Consider the following 14,280-nt stretch of genomic DNA (forward strand, 5'->3'; position numbering starts at 1 on the left):
AATACTTCGAACAGCGTGAAAATGCCCGCCACCTTCGAAAGGTGGCGGGCATTTTTGTTGGGCCGGTGGGCTAAGCCCGGGGGCCGCGGATCCTCGCGAAGCCCTTCCACAGTCCGTAGACGGCGCCGCCGAACGTGGCCGCCTTGAGGCCGAACGTGGCAGCCCGGCGGCCGGCGCGGAAATCGTAGACCGGCCAGTTGTGGTCGCGGGCGTGGCGGCGGAGCCTGGCATCCGGGTTGATGGCCACCGGGTGGCCTACGAGCGAGAGCAGCGGGATGTCGTTGTAGGAATCGCTGTAGGCCCAGCAGCGCTTGAGGTCCAGGTCCTCCTCGTCGGCAATGGCCTGGACGGCCACGGCCTTGGCCGAGCCGTGCAGGATGTCTCCCACCAGCCGGCCCGTGTACATGCCCTCCGAGACTTCCCCCACCGTCCCGAGGGCGCCGGTCAGTCCCAGCCGGGTGGAAATGACTGTTGCAACTTCGATGGGTGTGGCCGTGACGAGCCAGACGCGCCGGCCCACCCGCAGGTGCTGTTCAGCCAGCGCCTTGGCTCCGGGCCAGATCCGGGAGGCAATCATCTCGTCGTAGACTTCTTCGCCCAGCGCCTTGATGTCGTCAACGGTGATGCCGGCGGCCAGCGTCAAGGCCGAGTCGCGGACGGCATGGACGTCGTCGATGTTTTCCCCGCGCGTGACGAACTTGAACTGCTTCCATGCGAAGCCTGCAGCCTGCGCCAGGGTGAAGGCGCCGCGCTGGTGCATCTTGCGTGCCACATGGAACAGGCTGGCGCCGCGCATGAGGGTATTGTCAACGTCGAAAAACGCCGCCTCGCCCGGCTGCGGCGCAGGTTCGGGCCGCGTGACGACGGCGACGTATTTCTCCTCGGGCATGGAGTTGAGTCTAGTCAATGCACCGCCCTGCCGCCGTCGGCGTCGCCCGCGGGCCGCCAACGGCGCTACGGTTAAGCCATGGCTACACCCCGCGTCGTCCTGGTCACCAAAGCTGACTGCCACCTTTGCGAAGAAGCGCGCGACGCCGTGGGCCGGGTCACTGCCTCGCTGGGACTTTCCTGGACCGAAGAGCAGGTGGACCACCAGCCCGAACTGCGGGAACGGTATGCCGAAGAGATCCCGGTGGTGCTGGTGGACGGGGTGCAGCGTGACTTCTGGAAAATCGACGAAGCCCGCCTGGCACGCGTCCTGCAGCGCGCCATGGCGCAGTAGGGGGAGGTGCGGGTGACGTCGCTGGGTTCAACGCCGCAGCCTGTCCCGGACCTGCCGGGCGCCACGGGCACGACCCCCAAGCAGATTCCGCCTGCTGCAGTGGCCAGGCTGACGCTCTATCTCCGTGCCTTGAACACCCTCATGGCGGACGGGGTGGAGCGCGTCTCCTCCGAATCCCTGGCCGAGGCATCAGGCGTCAGTTCCTCGACGCTGCGCAAGGACCTGTCCCATGTGGGCTCCTACGGGACCAGGGGAGTGGGTTATGAGGTCCAGTACCTCAGCCGGCACATCGCTGCCGCCTTGGGGCTGACGCACGACTGGAAAGTCGCCATTGTCGGTGCCGGAAACCTGGGCAAGGCGCTGGCGCGGTACGGTGGCTTCGAATCCCGGGGCTTCGACGTGGTCGCCATCTTCGACGCCGACCAGATGGTGGTGGGCAATGAGGTGGGATGGCTGCGGGTCAGCGACGTCGCGGACCTCGAAACCGTCCTGCACCGGACCGGCGCCAACATGGTGGTGCTGGCCCTTCCGGCCGCGGTGGCCCAGGGGGTCTGCGACCGGGTGGTGGCAGCGGGTGTGCGCAGCGTGCTGAGCTTCGCGCCCGTGATGCTCCAGGTGCCCGAAGGGGTCAACCTCCGCAAGGTGGACATGGCCACCGAGCTGCAGATCCTGGCTTACCACGCCCAGCGAGTGCAGGATCCGGCGCAGCCGGCAGAGGCGCCCGGGCAGACTGCCTAGGCAGTACACCTACCGCCGCGCTGCCACGCTTCCGCGGCGCCATCATCGGAAAAGCGACGGCCAGGGAAACCATCCCTGGCCGTCGCTTTCTTGCCGTCGCTTGTCTTGCTGTGGGACTGGCGCCTACCGTCCGTAGGGGTTGCCGAAGCCGCCCGGGTAGGGGTTGCTGAACGGCTGCTGCTTCCGGAAGTACGGAGCCGCCGCCGGAAGGTACAGCAGCACGATGGCCGCGATCCCCAGGGCGGTCCCGAGGGTGGCGAACGTGGGGACGCCGAAGAGGCCCAGTACGGACAGGGCCGCGAACACAGTCCCCAGGATGCGTGCCCAGTTCCTCCCCTTGCGGATGAAGAAGGCCACCAGGAGGTAGAGCCCGGCGCCGATGATGGCGAAGACCACCAGCGTTCCGGCGATGACGCTCTTGATGTCCTCGTAGGTGACGCCGCTGGCACCGCTGGTTTGCATCTGCTGCTCGAACGTCTGCCTGAAGGCCGGGTCATCCAGCTGGGTCAGCCCGGTCAGGACGGAGATGACAAAAATGATGCCCGACGCGATCAGGAGCCAGAACGAGATGTTGACCAGCTGCGGGACGCCGTCGGCACCTGCTGCCTGCGGCTGCTCCGACGGGTACTGGCCGTAGGGCGACTGGCCGTAAGGCTGCTGCCCGTACTGGGGAGCGTTCTGGCCGTATGGCTGCTGCCCGTACTGCGGTGCGTTCTGGCCATACTGCGGTGCGTTTTGCCCGTACTGGGGTGCGTTTTGCCCATACTGCGGAGCGTTCTGGCCGTATTGCGGAGCGCCCTGCCCGAACTGCTGGCCGTACTGGGGTGCGTTCTGCCCGTAGCGCGGTTCCTGGCCGGCGGACTCGGGGCTGCCTCCCTGGCCGTTCCCGGAGTGGGGATCATTGGGCACGGGAGGCGGGACGGGAGGAGTACTCATGGGCGTTCCTTTTGCATGTCGGGATCCAGGTAGGCTGCCGGGAATTGGTCCTGCGCCTCCCCCCGGCATGGCTTAAGTCCACCGTACCCCCGGGGGCTGTGCTTGTGCGTGATTCCGCAGAGGTATTCAGGCGCCCCTGGCCTTAACCGAAGAACCCCGGCACCGCGCCAGGAGGGCGCATCGTGCCGGGGTTGCCGGGTCGCCTGGGAATTCCAGGGGCGGGAATTATGCCGCGGGGGCGATGAAGGCCAGTTCCAGGTTGATGGCAACCTTGTCGCTGACAAGGACGCCGCCGGTCTCCAGGACTGCGTTCCAGGTGAGGCCGAAGTCCTTGCGGCTGATGGTGGTCTCGGCGGAGACGCCGGCGCGGGTGTTGCCGAACGGGTCCACGGCCACGCCGTTGAACTCGGTCTCCAGGGTCACCGGGCGGGTGACGCCCTTGATGGTGAGGTCGCCGGTGAGTTCGTAGCTGTTGCCCTTGGCCACCAGGCCGTTGGAGACGAAGGAGATTTCAGGGAACTTCTCCACGTCGAAGAAGTCCTCGCCCTTGACGTGGCCGTCGCGGTTGGCGTCGCCAGAGTCGAAGCTGGCGGTCTGGATGGTGGCGCTGATCTTGGAGTCGGCCACCTCCTCTGCCAGGTCCAGGGTGGCGGCGGCTTCGGTGAACTGGCCGCGGACCTTGCTGATGCCGGCGTGCCGAACGGTAAAGCCGATCTCGCTGTGCGAGTTGTCGAGGGTCCAGGTGCCGGTGGTGACGTCTGCGGGAAGTGCCATGATGTTGCTCCTTTTGTGCTGTGCCTGCTTATGAGTGGAATTGAAGCTTCATCTGTTGAAGCCTCAACTAACTGCTGCATCCAGTATAAACATGCATTTGCATGTTTTGTTCCCGGCTTCGGAACATTTCTTCAAAAACCTGAGTTCTACTGGACGTAGAAGATTTCGGATCGCACGCCATCTTTGAGAAACTGGTAAACATGCCCCAAGCCACTGTCCATCTGCTCCGCCACGGCGAGGTCCATAATCCCGACGGCGTTCTCTACGGACGGCTCCCCGAATTCCACCTCTCCGAGCTGGGGCAGGAGATGGCCCGCACGCTCGCGGAGCACTTCCGGCAGCGGGCCGAGCGCGGCGCCCGGATCACGTACCTGGCCGCCTCCCCGCTGGACCGCGCCCAGGAAACTGCACGGCCGACGTCGGAAGCCCTGCACCTGCAGATCCACACCGATGAGCGGATCATCGAAGCTGAAAACTACTTCGAGGGCATGAAGGTCACCAAAGCCGAACTCCGGCGCCCCAAGCACTGGCCGCGGCTGGTCAACCCGCTGCGTCCGTCCTGGGGCGAGCCGTACAAGCAGCAGGCGGCGCGCGTTGCCGCGGCGGTGCAGGACGCACGCCGCCTGGCCATTGAACTGGCCGCCGGCGACTTCGGTGCCGAGGGGCCCGAGGCCATCCTGGTCAGCCACCAGTTGCCCATCTGGGCCACCCGGCTCAGCGCCGAGGGCAGGCCTCTTTGGCATGATCCCCGCAAGCGTGAGTGCACGCTGACATCCGTCACGTCGCTGGTGTTCGATGACGCCGGTGCGCTGCTGCGCGTCGAGTACACCGAACCCGCGGCGTCCCTTCTTCCCGGTGCCGCCAGCACCCCTGGAGCCTAGCAGTGACCCACAACAACCTGACCCCGCGCCGCAGCGTGCTCGCCGCCGGCGGCCTGGCGCTCGCCGCGCTGACCATGGGCCTGTCCGGCTGCGCCCAGGAGGATGCGCTGGCCAAGCAGGCCAAGGCGGGGGACAACAAGAACTACGTGGCCGGCGACGGCTCCGTCACCGAATTCGCCGCAGCCGACCGCAAGGAACCGGTGCAGGTCAAGGGAACGCTCTTCGGCGGCACTGCGGTCACGCCCGCGGATTTCCAAGGCAAGGTGACGGTGCTGAACTTCTGGTTCGCCGCCTGCGCCCCCTGCCGGGTGGAAGCACCCATCCTCGAGGAGCTGCACCAGGAGTTCAAGGACCAGGGCGTCCAGTTCTTCGGCGTCAACCTCCGGGACGAGAAGCCTACGGCTGAGGCGTTCGAGAAAACCTTCAACCTGACCTACCCCAGCTTCGACGACAAGGACGGCGGCGTGCTGCTGTCCGTCTCCGGCCTGGTGCCCCCGGGCGCCGTGCCCACCACACTGGTCCTGGACAAACAGGGCCGTGTGGCATCCCGCGTCCTCGGCGAAATTGAAAAGGGCACCCTGAAGGCCCTCATCACCGCCGCCGTGGCCGAGTAGGGGAAGGGCCCGTGAACAGCCCCTTCGCCGAGGCGATCCTGAACGGATCCATCCTGCTTGCCATTCCCGTGGCCCTGTTGGCCGGACTGGTTTCCTTCCTGTCTCCGTGCGTCCTGCCCCTGGTCCCCGGATACCTCGGCTACGTCACAGGGCTGAGCGGCGTGGACCTGCAGAAGCAAAAGCGCGGCCGCATGCTGGCCGGCATCGGCCTGTTCGTCCTGGGTTTCTCGGTGATCTTCGTCCTGCTGGGCGGTGCGTTCGGCCAGCTGGGCACCCTGATCAGCGGCGGCCAGAATGCCTGGATCACCCAGCTCCTTGGGGTCCTGGTGATCATCATGGGCATCGTGTTCATGGGCGGCTTCAGCTGGCTGCAGCGCGACGCCAAGATCCACGCCAAGCCGCCGGCCGGGCTGTGGGGTGCGCCGCTGCTGGGCCTGACCTTCGGCCTGGGCTGGGCGCCGTGCATCGGCCCCACCTACTCCGCCGTCCAGCTGCTGAGCCTCTCCGGCGGCTCCTCCGCCGCCAAGGGCGCTTTCCTGGCGTTCGTCTACAGCCTGGGTTTGGGCATCCCCTTCCTGCTGATCGCACTGGCGCTGCGCCGAGGCATGGGCGTCATGGCGTTCTTCCGCAAGCACCGGCTGGCCATCCAGCGGACCGGGGGCGGAATCCTGGTGGTGCTCGGGATCCTGATGGCCAGCGGAGTCTGGGGAGCCTGGGTGACCGGGCTGCAGTACTGGTTCCAAACCGACGTGAAGTTGCCGATCTGATGAGCGAGCGTGTGAAGGTAAAGAAGAAGCAATCCGCCCCTGCCGCAGAAGCGAAAGCCAACGCCGCACTGCCGGCCCTCGGCGTGAAGGGCATGCTGCGCTGGGCCTGGACCCAGCTGACCAGCATGCGCACCGCGCTGTTCCTGCTGCTGCTGCTCGCCGTCGCAGCCGTCCCCGGCTCATTGTTCCCGCAGCGACCCGCCAATCCCGCAGTGGTGACCCAGTACATCAAGGACCACCCGGACTACGGCAAGCTGCTGGATTCGCTGCAGCTTTACGACGTCTATTCCTCCGCGTGGTTCTCGGCAATCTACCTGCTGCTGTTTATCTCGCTGATCGGCTGCGTGGTGCCGCGCGCCATCGCCCACTACAGGGCCATGCGCTCCCAGCCGCCCCGCACGCCCCAGCGTCTCTCCCGGCTCCCCGAATACGGCACCATGGTGATTCCGTCCGGTGCCGGGATCCCGGCGTCGGAGGCCATCAACAGTGCCGCCGGGGTGCTGCGGAAACGCGGCTACCGGGTGGAGGTCAGGGATGCCGACGGCGCCCTGCCGTCCCTGGGTGCCGAACGCGGCTTCCTCAAGGAAGTGGGCAACCTCGTGTTCCACACTTCGCTGATTGGCGTACTGGTGTCCGTGGCCGCCGGAGGCCTGTTCGGGTACAGCGGGCAGCGCATCCTGGTGGAGGGCGATACGTTCGTGAACACCCTGGTGGGTTACGACCAGTTCAACCCGGGCACCAACTTCCAGTCCAGCCAGCTGCAGCCGTACTCCCTGCAGCTGGACAAGTTCAACATCACCTTCGACCGCGAATCCAGGGGCAAGTTCGGCCAGCCCATCGACTTCGCGGCCACGGTGACCACCAAGGAAAACCCGGACGCCCCCGCCAAGCAGGAGATCCTGAAGGTCAATGATCCCGTCACGCTGGGCGGCACCAGCATCTACCTCACGGGCAACGGCTACGCTCCGGTGGTGACCATCCGCGACGGCGCAGGAAACGTTGCCATGCAGGGGCCGGTGGTGGCAAAGCTGCAGGGTGACAACTACTACTCCTCCGTGGTGATCAAGGTCCCCGACGCCAAGCCCGACCAGCTCGGCTTCGCCGGGTTCTTCCTGCCGACGGCGTTCGTCACTAATGAAGGGGTTTCCTTCAGCGGCGACCCTGAGCTGTTCAATCCCCAGCTGTCCCTGAACTCGTACTACGGCGACCTGGGCCTGGACGCCGGCGCCCCGCAGAACGTCTTCGAACTGGACGTCAAGAAGCTCACCCCGCTGAACGCACGAAACCTCCCGACGAAGGGCATCACCCTGACCCCTGGCTCCACGTACACGTTGCCGGACGGCAAGGGCACCATCAGCTTCGACGGCGTGAAGCGCTACATCGGCGTGGACATCCACCACAACCCGGGCCAGGTGTCCGCCCTGGTGTTCGCGCTCCTGGCGGTGGCCGGCCTGATCCTTTCGCTCTACGTCAACCGCCGCCGCGTCTGGGTGCGCACCGGCACCGCGGCCGACGGCCGCACGATGGTGGAATACGGACTCCTGGCCCGCGGCGAGGACCACCGCCTGGCCGGTGAGGCCGCGGCCCTGCGCAAGCTGTTCTCCGCGGAATGGCAGCTCGAGGCTGAAGACCCTGCAGCTGACCACACGCCCCAGTCCCAGCAAACTCCCAGCCCGACAGGCGATAATGGCGCCGGCTCCGCCGATAATGCTCCCGGCTCCGTCACCACCCCAGCAGGCCCCACCGGGCCCGAAAAGGACCAGTAATGCCATTTGGAATCAACGAAACCATGGGCCAGTACAGCGAACTGTTCATGCTGCTGGCGGCAGGGACCTACACGGTGGCCTTCATCGCCTTCGCCTGGGACCTGGCCAAGAGCAGCAAGGCCCTGCGTGCGGTGGACCTCAAAGCTGCGCAGTCAGTAGCCGCTGCCAAGGTGCCCGTAGCCGCCGGAGTGGCCGCGGACTCCGCCGGGTCCCGCCTCAGTGGGCCCGCGGACCGGGCTGAACGGCCGACGTCGTCCACCAACTCAGCGGGAAACGCTGCCGGCGGTGCCGCCACGGCAGACGGCGACATGAAGTACGCTGCGGAGCGCCGTGTTCCGGCCCGCGTGGCCGTGGCCCTGACCGTCCTGGGCGCCGTGATCCACGGCGCCGGAGTGGTGACGCGGGCCCTGGGCGCCGGCCGCGTGCCATGGGGCAACATGTACGAGTTCCTGACCACCGGCGCCTTCCTGGTGGCCGCCGTCTTCCTGCTCGCGCTCATCCGGCGCGACCTGCGCTTCCTGGGCACGTTCGTCGTCGGCCTCGTGATCATCATGCTGGTGGCCGCGTCCGTGGCCTTCTGGACCCCCGTGGGGCACCTGGTACCCGCGCTGCAGAGCTACTGGTTGGTCATCCACGTTTCCATTGCCGTGCTCTCATCCGCGCTGTTCACCCTGACGTTCGCGATGTCCGCCCTGCAGCTGGTGCAGTCCCACCGGCAGAAGACCGTGGCCGCCGGCGGCACGGACAAGCTCGGCTTCATGCGCCTGGTGCCGTCCGCGCTGAGCCTGGAGAACCTTTCCTACCGCATCAATGCCATCGCCTTCATCGGCTGGACCTTCACCCTGATGTTCGGCGCCATCTGGGCCGAAAAGGCCTGGGGCCGGTTCTGGGGCTGGGACACCAAGGAAGTGTGGACCTTCGTCATCTGGGTGGTCTACGCAGGCTACCTGCACGCGCGCGCCACCCGCGGCTGGACCGGAACACGCGCAGCCTGGCTGTCGATCGTGGGCTACCTTTGCGTGATCTTCAACTTCACCATCGTGAACACGTTCTTCAACGGGCTCCACTCCTACTCGGGCCTCTAAACGCGGCTCTTCCGGCACTCCAGGCGGCGTTTCCACGCCCATTTGCTGTGGACCTCCGCAGTACCGGCCGGTAGCGGCCACAAATAACCATTCGATGTAGCAACAGGGGTGTTCCCCGTACTTCGGTAATGCTACGTTGGTGGGGTTCCCCTGTGATGAAGCTTGCAGGCGAAACACCACCTTTTCCGAGGTACCCATGAGCTACGTTCTCGCCGTCGATGTCGGGACCAGTTTCACGGCGGCCGCCGTAGTGCGTTTCAACCAAGGAGCTTCGCCTGTTCCGGAGTGCCTGCCCCTGGGCCTCCGGGGTGCCTCTGTGCCTTCGGTGGTGTACTACCCGGAGGAGGGCCCCGTCCTGGTGGGCGAGGCCGCCGAACGCCGGGGGCTGGACTCCCCGGCACGAGTGGTACGCGAATTCAAGCGCCGGATCGGCGACGACGTTCCATTCTCCCTGGGCCGCCTGTCCGTGCGCCCGGAGGACGTCTTCGCCACCATGGCCCGCTGGGTCTCGGACCGTGCCGCCGAACGCGAGGGCGAACAGGCGTCGGCGATCTTCCTGACCCACCCCGCGGCGTGGGGAAGCCACCGGCTTTCGGTGATCCGGGACGCCCTCGCCGCCCACGGACTGCCGGACGTCACGCTGCTTCCCGAACCCGAGGCTGCCGCACTGCACTACGCCTCGCAGGTGCGCGTCGAGGAGGGCAGCACCATTGCCGTGTACGACCTCGGTGGGGGCACCTTCGACACCGCGGTGCTGCGGAAATCCGGCAGCAGCCGCTTCGAACTCGTGGGACGGCCCGACGGCATCGAAGACCTTGGCGGAGCAGACTTCGACGCCGCCGTCTTCCGTTACGTTGCCAGCCACACGGGCGACGTCCTGGCCCGCCTCGACCCCAAGGACCCGGCGGTGCTGCCGGCGCTGACCAGGCTGCGGCGCGAGTGCGTGGAAGCGAAGGAGGCCCTCTCTGCGGACAGTGAGGCCAGCATCCAGGTGCTGCTTCCCGGGATCCAGCAACAGGTCCGCCTGGTCCGGGCCGACTTTGAGGCGGTCATTGAGGAACCGCTCCGCGAGACGGTGGATGCGCTGGAACAATCGCTGGCCCGGCTGCAGCTGGAACCGGCAGACCTCTCCGCAGTGCTGCTGATCGGCGGGTCCTCCCGCATCCCGCTGGTGGCGCAGCTGGTGTCTGAACAGCTGGACCGGCCCATCGCCGTCGACGCGGACCCCAAATCCTCCATCTGCCGCGGGGCTGCGGTGGCCGCCCTGCTGGAGCACCAGGCCGCGGCCCATGCCCTGGCCTCTGCGACGGAACCTGAAGCTGACGGGGAAGCCGCCCGGTCCGGCATCGAAACTTCCAATCCCTCCGGAGCACCCGGTATCCCGCGGCGGCCCGGCTGGCAGCGTGGGACTGCGGTGCCAGCGGGGCTGCCCGCAGGCCTTACCGCCGTATCCGGTGCCCACAGGCAGCGGGGAGCCCACGCGCCGACGCCTACCGTCCGGCTGACGGCCGTCGCCGCCTCTGCGGCCCTCCTGACGGTCCTCACCGCCACGGCGGCACAGAGTCCCGACGGCTTCGGCAATCTCACCGCGGTGTTTGTGCCACAGGCCGGTGCCAGCACCACGGGCGGCTCTGCCGGATCCGACGGCACAGCCACCCCGGATGCCGCAGCGGCCGGCACCCTGGATGACGGCCCCGCCACCGCGTCTGCCGTCCCTGGGCCCATGCGGCTCCCGGGCATAGAGGCAAGCGCCACCACGAAAGGCGCCAATACCCAAGCCGGCATCGACGCGTCCGTCCCGGACACCGGGGCGGTGGCCGCTGGGACCGGTGCCGACGGCCCCACCGGCGGCGGTGCACCTGGCGGCCCCGGGGAAACGGGAACCGGCATCGTCCTGGACGCCGCCCCTGGGCCGGCCAACACGGACACCGGTACCCCAGGCCTTGGCACCCCAGACCCTGGGGCCACTGACCCCGCGGTCACGGATCCCGCGGCCACGGATCCCGTTGCCAGCGAGCCCGGGTCGACTGGTTCGGGCGCGCCGGAAGCAACCCCGGGCGATACGACCGGGACGCCCACGCCGGCCCCGTCCACCCCGATCAATCCGCCTGCCACGGATCCGGCTACAGCCGGTCCGGCCGCCACGGACCCAGCGACATCCACGGACCCTGCCACATCCACGGACCCGGCCCCTGAACCGATGAGCGGTCCCACGGCGACGCCCACTCCGGAGCCCTACTCCGGCTCGACATCAACCGTTACCGCCAGTGAAACGGCCGTGACCACCCTGCCGGCGGCCTGACATGGACGGCCATTTCCAGCAATCGCACCAAGCGGCATCCCCCAGGCCTGATCTGGACGGGCACCGTGAACTGGACCGCAGTAGTGAACTGGACCGCCAGGGGCAGCCGCCGCATACTGCCGAACTGATGTCCCAGCAGCTGAAGGGGGCCAACGCCGCGGTGCGGGAGTTGCTGCTCGCCCTCTCCGTCGGATTCGCCCTGCCCGGGCCCTTGCCGGCGGACCTGCAGAACAGGATCAGCAGCGGCGCCGTGGAAAGCCTGGACGAACTGGTGGAGCGCGCCGAGGCTTCCGGGCTCCTACGGCCCGACGGCACTGTGGTGGGCACCGTGCAGCATGCACTGCTCGCCGTGACCCCCACCGCCAAGAAACATGCACTCGAGCGCGAGCTTGTTACCGTGTTCGCGTCGGCCGGACAGCCACTGGGCGCCCTCGCGCGCGACCTCGCCAGGGGCGGCCTCGCCGATCCCCGCGTGGCCGCCGAGCTTGAGGAAGCGGCGGACACGGCGTTGGAGCACGACCCGGCTCTGGCAGTCCAGCTCTACGACGAGGCACTGCTGGCGGGTGCCGATCCCGTACGCACCGCAGCGCGGCGCGCCCAGGCCGCGGCCGGCGACGGTGACTTGGATGCTGCCGCCCGGATCATCGACAGCCTCCTGGTCCGGACTGATCCGCCCGACCTGCGCCGAGGCGCGGACGTGGCCGCATCGGTCTGGGCGCAGCGCGGCATGCTGGCACGTGCAGCGGATGTCTACAACTGGCTGGGCGCCGAACGGATGGGATCATCCGCACCCCTCGCCGTCGTCGCCCTCGCCGGTTCCGGCGACCGGCAAGCCGCCGAAGCGTTCTTCCGGCCCGATGCGCCGCCCCTTTCGCCCACGCTCCTGGCCGCTGCCCTGGCGCAGACAGCGCGGGGCGTCCTGGCCTCCCTGGGGAACCATCCCCAGCAGGGCATTCCGGTCCTGATCCATGCTTCGGACATGCTGAACTCAGCCGCGGTAGCGCTGCCGCTGGCCGAAACACCAGCCGCCCTGGCAGCCCTGCTCGCCATGCACAGCGGCGAGCCGCACCTGGCGGAAACCGTCTGCCGTGCGGCTGTCGCGGCGAACCAGGGAGGCAACGCAGCCCAACCCCGGCTCCTCCTGCTGCAGGGCTGGGCAGCGATGATGCAGGACAAGCTTGAGGACGCCCGGCTGGCGGCCACCGAGGCGTCCAAGGCAAACCACTGGCCACTGGTCCCCAGGGACGAAATCCTGTGTGCCGCCCTGGAAGTCGGTCTTGCCCGCAGGAACGGGGACGTCCCGGAGCTCCTCAGGTCCTGGGAGCGGGCCCGGGAGGCGATGCTGCACACGTCCGTCGACCTGTACGCCCTGCTGCCCTGGGGCGAACTGATGATCGCCGCCGCCCGGTTGCGTGAAACCCGGCGCGTGGCGCACCACATGGAAGACGCGTGGCGGCTCGTGGGCCGGCTGGGCGACCCCTTGCTATGGTCCGTCCCGCTGCACTGGGCCGGCGTCCAGGCCGCGCTCCTGGGTGAAAGCCCCGCAGAGCTCGCCCCGCATGCAGCGGCGCTGGCGAGGGCCTCTGTGCACAGCCACCTTGCCGCGGTGTTTGCCGCCGCCGGCAAGGCCTGGGTTTCCGTGCTGGCCGGACGGCTCAGGCCGGCAGACGTGGAAGCGGCAGCGCGGGGGCTCGCGGCCGTCGGCATGCCGTGGGAAGGCGCCCGGCTTGCCGGCCACGCCGCCGCCCGGGCTGACGAACGAAGGGACATGATGCGGCTGCTTTCCTGCGCCAGGGAGCTCCACCCGCAAGGCGCCCCCGCCACTGGCGGGACCCGCACGGCTACCGCCCGGGGGAGCGACGCAGGCAACGCCAGCGGCAATGGCGTGCAACAGGATGCCTCAGGATTGAGCGAACGGGAGAAGGAAGTGGCCAGGCTGGTACTTGAGGGAAAGACCTACCGGGAGATCGGTGAGGCCATCTACATCTCCCCCCGGACAGCAGAACACCACATCGCACGCATCCGCCGCCGCCTCGGTGCCGAAAACCGGTCCGACCTGCTCGCGCGGCTGCGCCTCGCCCTCGGCCCGGACCACCACCAGCAGGAATGAACCCCTAATGCCCCTATCGGCAGGAGGCTGCGCGCCCCGGAAGTGCACCAACGGGTAAGGGGGAAGGACCCGATGCCCGTGCCCGGCGGCAAACCTAGGTTTGAAGCAACCAGGTAACGACGCCGGGCGTCGCCAACGAGAAGATGTGAGGACCACGCACATGGCAACACTCGCAAACGACCTTGTCCAGTTCCTGATGCACCTCTTCGGCAACCCGCAGGCAACCAGGGAATTCCTGGAGAACCCGGAGCGGGCGCTCGCGGACCACGGCCTGGGCAGCGTCTGCTCGGCCGATGTCGACGCTGCAATGCCCGTTGTCCTCGATTACGCACCCATTACCGTCAACGCCTCCTTCGACAGGGATGACCACGCGGGCAGCAACGTCGCCGGCACGGCGCACACCGGCTGGATCGTCTCCCATGGCGCCGCGGGGAACGGCGGCGGCCACACCGGGGGTGCGGGTGGCCTTGGCGGTGGGAACCAGGAGCCTGACGACCATGCCTACGCCGTCCAGCAGTTGCACCATGTGGTGAACAGCTACTCCTACACGGCCAGCACCATCATGGTGGACGACAGGGTCACCCTCACCGACCAGTCCGTGAGCCAGAATATCTGGGCAGACGGAGACGTGGAGCAGTGGTTCGACAACGACGCCGTAGTGGCATCCGGCGACCAGGCCGTCGCCGCCGGCGGCGATGCGGACGTCCGGGACTCCTTCAACACTGACGTCGCCTTCGACGCGGACGACTCCTTCAACGACACTTCCGAACACTCTGATACCTGGGACAACTCCGACCACTCCCTCAGCACGGCGGTGGTGGACTCCTTCAACCAGGAGGACTCCTTCAACGAGGACCACTCCACCGATACGGCAGTGGACATCAGCATGGCGGACTCCTTCCAGGACAATTCAGACTCCAGCCTGGTGGAGGACAACGTGGTGGTTGCCGACAACCAGCTCGACTTCACGGAGGACAACTCCAGCCATACCGACGTGGACGTGGACCACCAGGCCGCTATCGACCATGCGGTGATTGACGACTCCACTGCGCTGTAACAGGCTTGTTCCGGGAACACGCTTGATC

Annotated in this window: 13 protein-coding genes; 10 read left to right on the plus strand and 3 right to left on the minus strand. The window is 67.6% G+C overall.

Features of this window, described 5'->3' with window-relative positions; genetic code table 11:
• Positions 1 to 70: 70 nt before the first annotated feature.
• Positions 71 to 889 carry an HAD family hydrolase gene (locus AC3IMC_RS14110; protein ID WP_490919164.1) on the minus strand — a complete coding sequence of 273 codons (819 nt, stop codon included), beginning with the start codon at positions 887 to 889 and terminating at the stop codon, positions 71 to 73.
• A gap of 78 nt (positions 890 to 967) precedes the next feature.
• On the opposite strand from AC3IMC_RS14110, the gene AC3IMC_RS14115 reads away from it, so the two are divergent.
• Complete coding sequence (locus AC3IMC_RS14115; RefSeq protein WP_490919165.1) at positions 968 to 1,222, plus strand: glutaredoxin family protein; 255 nt, start codon at positions 968 to 970, stop codon at positions 1,220 to 1,222.
• A 12-nt stretch (positions 1,223 to 1,234) separates the two neighbouring features.
• Positions 1,235 to 1,960, plus strand: a complete 726-nt coding sequence (locus tag AC3IMC_RS14120) for a redox-sensing transcriptional repressor Rex (protein WP_490919166.1) — start codon at positions 1,235 to 1,237, stop codon at positions 1,958 to 1,960.
• 123 nt (positions 1,961 to 2,083) lie between these two features.
• Here the strand turns inward: AC3IMC_RS14120 and AC3IMC_RS14125 are convergent, their stop codons facing one another.
• Complete coding sequence (locus AC3IMC_RS14125; RefSeq protein WP_221386113.1) at positions 2,084 to 2,896, minus strand: hypothetical protein; 813 nt, start codon at positions 2,894 to 2,896, stop codon at positions 2,084 to 2,086.
• A 225-nt stretch (positions 2,897 to 3,121) separates the two neighbouring features.
• On the minus strand, positions 3,122 to 3,670 hold the full coding sequence (locus tag AC3IMC_RS14130; RefSeq protein WP_221386114.1) for a YceI family protein: 549 nt from the start codon (positions 3,668 to 3,670) through the stop codon (positions 3,122 to 3,124).
• Between the two features lie 200 nt (positions 3,671 to 3,870).
• On the opposite strand from AC3IMC_RS14130, the gene AC3IMC_RS14135 reads away from it, so the two are divergent.
• The 8 genes from AC3IMC_RS14135 (at position 3,871) to AC3IMC_RS14170 (ending at position 14,252) form a co-directional block, all read left to right on the plus strand.
• Complete coding sequence (locus tag AC3IMC_RS14135) at positions 3,871 to 4,551, plus strand: histidine phosphatase family protein (RefSeq protein WP_221386115.1); 681 nt, start codon at positions 3,871 to 3,873, stop codon at positions 4,549 to 4,551.
• Between the two features lie 2 nt (positions 4,552 to 4,553).
• The gene (locus tag AC3IMC_RS14140) at positions 4,554 to 5,165 is read left to right on the plus strand and encodes a TlpA family protein disulfide reductase (protein ID WP_490919167.1); all 612 of its coding nucleotides are present in this window, start codon (positions 4,554 to 4,556) and stop codon (positions 5,163 to 5,165) included.
• An 11-nt stretch (positions 5,166 to 5,176) separates the two neighbouring features.
• Complete coding sequence (locus tag AC3IMC_RS14145) at positions 5,177 to 5,932, plus strand: cytochrome c biogenesis CcdA family protein (protein WP_221386116.1); 756 nt, start codon at positions 5,177 to 5,179, stop codon at positions 5,930 to 5,932.
• A complete protein-coding gene (gene resB / locus AC3IMC_RS14150; protein ID WP_490919168.1) occupies positions 5,932 to 7,698 on the plus strand; it encodes a cytochrome c biogenesis protein ResB in 1,767 nt (588 codons plus the stop codon). Before AC3IMC_RS14145 ends, resB begins: the two co-directional genes overlap by 1 nt.
• Complete coding sequence (gene ccsB, locus AC3IMC_RS14155) at positions 7,698 to 8,783, plus strand: c-type cytochrome biogenesis protein CcsB (protein ID WP_490919169.1); 1,086 nt, start codon at positions 7,698 to 7,700, stop codon at positions 8,781 to 8,783. The genes resB and ccsB overlap by 1 nt, the downstream gene beginning before the upstream one ends.
• A 196-nt stretch (positions 8,784 to 8,979) precedes the next feature.
• Positions 8,980 to 11,085 carry an Hsp70 family protein gene (locus AC3IMC_RS14160; RefSeq protein ID WP_490919170.1) on the plus strand — a complete coding sequence of 702 codons (2,106 nt, stop codon included), beginning with the start codon at positions 8,980 to 8,982 and terminating at the stop codon, positions 11,083 to 11,085.
• 1 nt (position 11,086) lies between these two features.
• Positions 11,087 to 13,195, plus strand: coding sequence for a LuxR C-terminal-related transcriptional regulator (locus AC3IMC_RS14165; protein ID WP_490919171.1), 2,109 nt, complete (start codon positions 11,087 to 11,089; stop codon positions 13,193 to 13,195).
• 160 nt (positions 13,196 to 13,355) lie between these two features.
• The gene (locus tag AC3IMC_RS14170; protein WP_490919172.1) at positions 13,356 to 14,252 is read left to right on the plus strand and encodes an IniB N-terminal domain-containing protein; all 897 of its coding nucleotides are present in this window, start codon (positions 13,356 to 13,358) and stop codon (positions 14,250 to 14,252) included.
• Positions 14,253 to 14,280 lie beyond the last annotated feature (28 nt).

It is taken from the genome of Arthrobacter sp. E70 (assembly GCF_058266945.1).

Excerpts from the sequence above, each read along its gene's own strand:
- ccsB (WP_490919169.1), top strand. The coding sequence starts at position 7,698 with ATGCCATTTGGAATCAACGAAACCATGGGCCAGTACAGCGAACTGTTC.
- AC3IMC_RS14135 (WP_221386115.1), top strand. The coding sequence starts at position 3,871 with ATGCCCCAAGCCACTGTCCATCTGCTCCGCCACGGCGAGGTCCATAAT.
- AC3IMC_RS14170 (WP_490919172.1), top strand. The coding sequence starts at position 13,356 with ATGGCAACACTCGCAAACGACCTTGTCCAGTTCCTGATGCACCTCTTC.
- AC3IMC_RS14165 (WP_490919171.1), top strand. The coding sequence starts at position 11,087 with ATGGACGGCCATTTCCAGCAATCGCACCAAGCGGCATCCCCCAGGCCT.
- AC3IMC_RS14130 (WP_221386114.1), bottom strand. The coding sequence starts at position 3,670 with ATGGCACTTCCCGCAGACGTCACCACCGGCACCTGGACCCTCGACAAC.
- AC3IMC_RS14115 (WP_490919165.1), top strand. The coding sequence starts at position 968 with ATGGCTACACCCCGCGTCGTCCTGGTCACCAAAGCTGACTGCCACCTT.
- AC3IMC_RS14160 (WP_490919170.1), top strand. The coding sequence starts at position 8,980 with ATGAGCTACGTTCTCGCCGTCGATGTCGGGACCAGTTTCACGGCGGCC.
- AC3IMC_RS14110 (WP_490919164.1), bottom strand. The coding sequence starts at position 889 with ATGCCCGAGGAGAAATACGTCGCCGTCGTCACGCGGCCCGAACCTGCG.
- AC3IMC_RS14125 (WP_221386113.1), bottom strand. The coding sequence starts at position 2,896 with ATGAGTACTCCTCCCGTCCCGCCTCCCGTGCCCAATGATCCCCACTCC.
- resB (WP_490919168.1), top strand. The coding sequence starts at position 5,932 with ATGAGCGAGCGTGTGAAGGTAAAGAAGAAGCAATCCGCCCCTGCCGCA.